This window comes from Rheinheimera sp. (genome assembly GCF_036568245.1).
Lineage (GTDB): Bacteria > Pseudomonadota > Gammaproteobacteria > Enterobacterales > Alteromonadaceae > Alishewanella.
Genome location: NZ_DATCSY010000179.1, coordinates 1 through 3,018 on the forward strand (window position 1 = coordinate 1; position 3,018 = coordinate 3,018).

General features: G+C 53.4%; 4 protein-coding genes and 1 pseudogene. All 5 read right to left on the reverse strand.

Going from position 1 to position 3,018, the window contains the following annotated elements; translation table 11 throughout:
* Window positions 1–49 precede the first annotated feature (49 nt).
* A complete protein-coding gene (locus VIN66_RS08000) occupies window positions 50–364 on the reverse strand; it encodes an NAD(P) transhydrogenase subunit alpha (RefSeq protein ID WP_134052106.1) in 315 nt (104 codons plus the stop codon).
* A 26-nt stretch (window positions 365–390) separates the two neighbouring features.
* Window positions 391–1,518: an NAD(P) transhydrogenase subunit alpha gene (locus tag VIN66_RS08005; protein WP_331923483.1), complete on the reverse strand. Its 1,128-nt coding sequence runs from the start codon at window positions 1,516–1,518 to the stop codon at window positions 391–393.
* Between the two features lie 172 nt (window positions 1,519–1,690).
* Entirely contained in the window at window positions 1,691–2,644 is a 954-nt protein-coding gene (dusC, locus tag VIN66_RS08010) for a tRNA dihydrouridine(16) synthase DusC (RefSeq protein WP_331923484.1), read from the reverse strand.
* A gap of 7 nt (window positions 2,645–2,651) precedes the next feature.
* Window positions 2,652–2,795: a DUF2256 domain-containing protein gene (locus VIN66_RS08015; protein ID WP_134052099.1), complete on the reverse strand. Its 144-nt coding sequence runs from the start codon at window positions 2,793–2,795 to the stop codon at window positions 2,652–2,654.
* A 2-nt stretch (window positions 2,796–2,797) separates the two neighbouring features.
* A pseudogene (locus VIN66_RS08020) lies at window positions 2,798–3,018 on the reverse strand (signal transduction protein); the annotation flags it as partial.

Consider the following 3,018-nt stretch of genomic DNA (forward strand, 5'->3'; position numbering starts at 1 on the left):
AGGCAGCAATAAAGTAGCTGGCGTCTATCAGCAGAGCAGCATTCATTTATTACTCCTTATTGCTTTTGTTTGAAGGTTTAAACATCTGTAGCATACGCTCGGTCACCACATAGCCGCCGGCAGCGTTGCCTGCGCCCAGCAATACGCCAACAAAGCCGATAATTTGCTCCGGCACTGAGGTGGCGTTGAGCAATGCCCACAGTGCGCCGACGACGACAATACCGTGAATAAAGTTGGAGCCGGACATCAGCGGTGTGTGCAGAATGGCCGGTACCCGGCCGATGATTTCAAAGCCGGTAAAGGCGGCCAGCATAAAGATATACAGCGCGACAAAGCCGGTCAGTACAGTAGTGGTGTAATCCATGACTATCCCCCAAATCGGTAGCAATATTATTGTTGTTCCAGCGCAGTTTTCACTGCTGCGGGTTTAATTTCGCCATTATGTGTCAGCAGCGTTTTTGCCAGCACTTCATCGTTCCAGTCCGGCTTGATTTCGCCGTCGCTGACAAACAGCTGCAGTAAATTCAGCAGGTTTTTCGCATACAACTCAGAGGCATGCTCCGCCAGCATAGATGGCACATTTAATGGTGCAGCAATAGTGACCTGCCCCTGGCTGACGGTTTCGCCCGGTACACTGTATTCGCAGTTGCCACCGCCTTCTGCAGCCAGGTCGATGATAACGGCACCGAGTTTCATGCCATCGACCTGTTGTTTGCTGATCAGTTTTGGCGATGGCCGACCCGGAATGGCTGCAGTGGTAATAACAATATCGGCTTGCTGAATATGTTTGGTCACCACAGCGGCAATTTTGTCTTTCTCCTCCTGCGTCAGTTCGCGGGCATAGCCGCCTTCGCCCCGGGCATCCACGCCGGTATCGACAAACTTGGCGCCTAAAGATTCTGCCTGTTCTTTGGTTTCCGGCCGCACATCATAGCCTTCGGTGATGGCCCCCAGCCGCCGAGCAGTAGCCAGCGCCTGCAAGCCGGCAACGCCCAGGCCCATCACCAGGCAACGCGCCGGCCGGATGGAACCAACGGCGGTGGTCATCATCGGCAGAATACGCGATAGCTTAGTCGCGCCCAACAGCGCGGCGTAATAACCGGCCAGTGCAGCCTGGGACGATAAAGCATCCATCGCCTGCGCCCGGCTGATGCGTGGTACCTGCTCCATCGCAAAGCAGGTGATCTGCTGCTCGCGCAATAGCCGGGTAAGCTCAGGCTCTTTATGCGGATAAATAAAACTCAGCAGTATGCTGCCTTTACGCATCAGGCGGATGTCATCTGCAGTGGGCGGTTGTACCGACAATACGATGTCTGCATCGGCCAGTAAATGTTGCTCCGTGCCGGCAATCTCAACGCCTTTGTATGCATCATCAGGTAGTTTGCTGCCAAGGCCGGCGCCGCTTAGCATGCTGATCGTGCAGCCAAGCTTTGCCAGTTTATCGGCCACGGCAGGCACCATGGCGACACGTTTTTCGTTTGGTCTGCGCTCCATCAGCACAGCAACCTTTACCGGCATATCCTTTACTCCTTTTTATAACTGTTTGAGGAGTATAGTCTTTATTTTTCAACTTATTGGATTAGTGCCGGTGATGTCTGGCATTTTTGCCGGTTATTTCCATAGCTGGCATAAATTGTTTTAGATTTTCAAACGTGATGTGAAGCCTGACGAAGTTTGCTCACGCTGTTAACTAAGCGTGCGGTTGGCTGTCATCCAGCGCCAGCTGCAATGTCTGCAGTATGTCCGGGCTTTTCCGCAGTATACGCAGTTGCTGAAATAGCTCTGCCGCTTGTGGGTACTGCAGCTTCAGGTAACTGAACCATTGTTTGATACGGTTAGCGTAGTACTGGCCTTTGTCGCCACTTATCTCAAACTCCGAATACTGCATCAGCAGCTCAAGCACCTGTGACCACGGCATTACCGCGCTAGCTGATCGTATCGTTTGTGCCAGGTTGGGCATCGCCAGCGCGCCGCGGCCGAGCATAATGTCAGTGCAATCTGACTGCTGCTGGCACAGCTCGGCGTCAGCGGCAGTCCAGATTTCACCATTGGCAATAAGTGGAATATTGACCTGTTGCTTAATTTTAGCGATCCACGGCCAGTATGCCGGTGGTCGGTAACCATCACTCTTGGTTCTGGCATGCACGGTCAGCATGCTGGCACCGGCGGCGGCAATGGCCGCTGCGTTGTCGAGTGTCAGGCTGGTATCATCGTAACCTAGACGGATTTTAGCACTTACTGCTACTTCGTCAGGCACAGCATCACGCACCGCTTTAACAATACGGTACAGCTGCTCGGTTTCTTTTAGTAATACGGCGCCGCCGCGGCTTTTATTGACCGCTTTAGCCGGACAGCCAAAGTTTAAGTCGACCCCCGGCGAGCCAAGCTCAACGGCGCGCACGGCATTTTCAGCCAGCCAGTGTGGTTCCTGCCCAAGGAGCTGTACCCGTACCGGCGTGCCTGCCGGTGTTTTTCCGGCGTTTAACAGCTCGGGGCAAATGCGGGTAAACACCCGCGTCGGCAGCTTTTGGTCCACCACCCGGACAAATTCGGTAATACATAAATCGTAACCGCCGATCCGGGTTAACATATCGCGCATCAGGTGATCGACCACACCTTCCATCGGTGCCAGAATAATTTTCATCCGGGAGTTACTCAGCGTTTTTATTGCGGCGGCAGCGCTCAGAGCAGTACAGCACGCTGTGCCAGTTGCGTTGCCATTTTTTACGCCAGCTAAACATCAGACCACATACCGGACAGCGTTTTTCCGGCAAATGTAGCTTTTGGTGTGCCATGCTCAGACAGAGTATATGGTACTGATTTGTTGGCGGTGTAACAGCTCGGCCAGCTCTGGCAGCTGCAAAGGCTCAATGTCCAGTACTTCCAGAATAGCGCTTTTATGTTGCTCCCATTCCGGATCCAGGCTCAGCTCAAACAGCTGACGGCTTTCGCCGCTGAAATGCTCGGCCAGTTTCAGCAGCGCAAACAGCTGTTTTTCTGCATCGCTGTCAGACTCCA

What these genes read in the sequence shown, in the direction of transcription:
- VIN66_RS08000 (WP_134052106.1), bottom strand. Translation starts at nt 364, where the DNA reads ATGGATTACACCACTACTGTACTGACCGGCTTTGTCGCGCTGTATATC.
- VIN66_RS08005 (WP_331923483.1), bottom strand. Translation starts at nt 1,518, where the DNA reads ATGCCGGTAAAGGTTGCTGTGCTGATGGAGCGCAGACCAAACGAAAAA.
- dusC (WP_331923484.1), bottom strand. Translation starts at nt 2,644, where the DNA reads ATGAAAATTATTCTGGCACCGATGGAAGGTGTGGTCGATCACCTGATG.
- VIN66_RS08015 (WP_134052099.1), bottom strand. Translation starts at nt 2,795, where the DNA reads ATGGCACACCAAAAGCTACATTTGCCGGAAAAACGCTGTCCGGTATGT.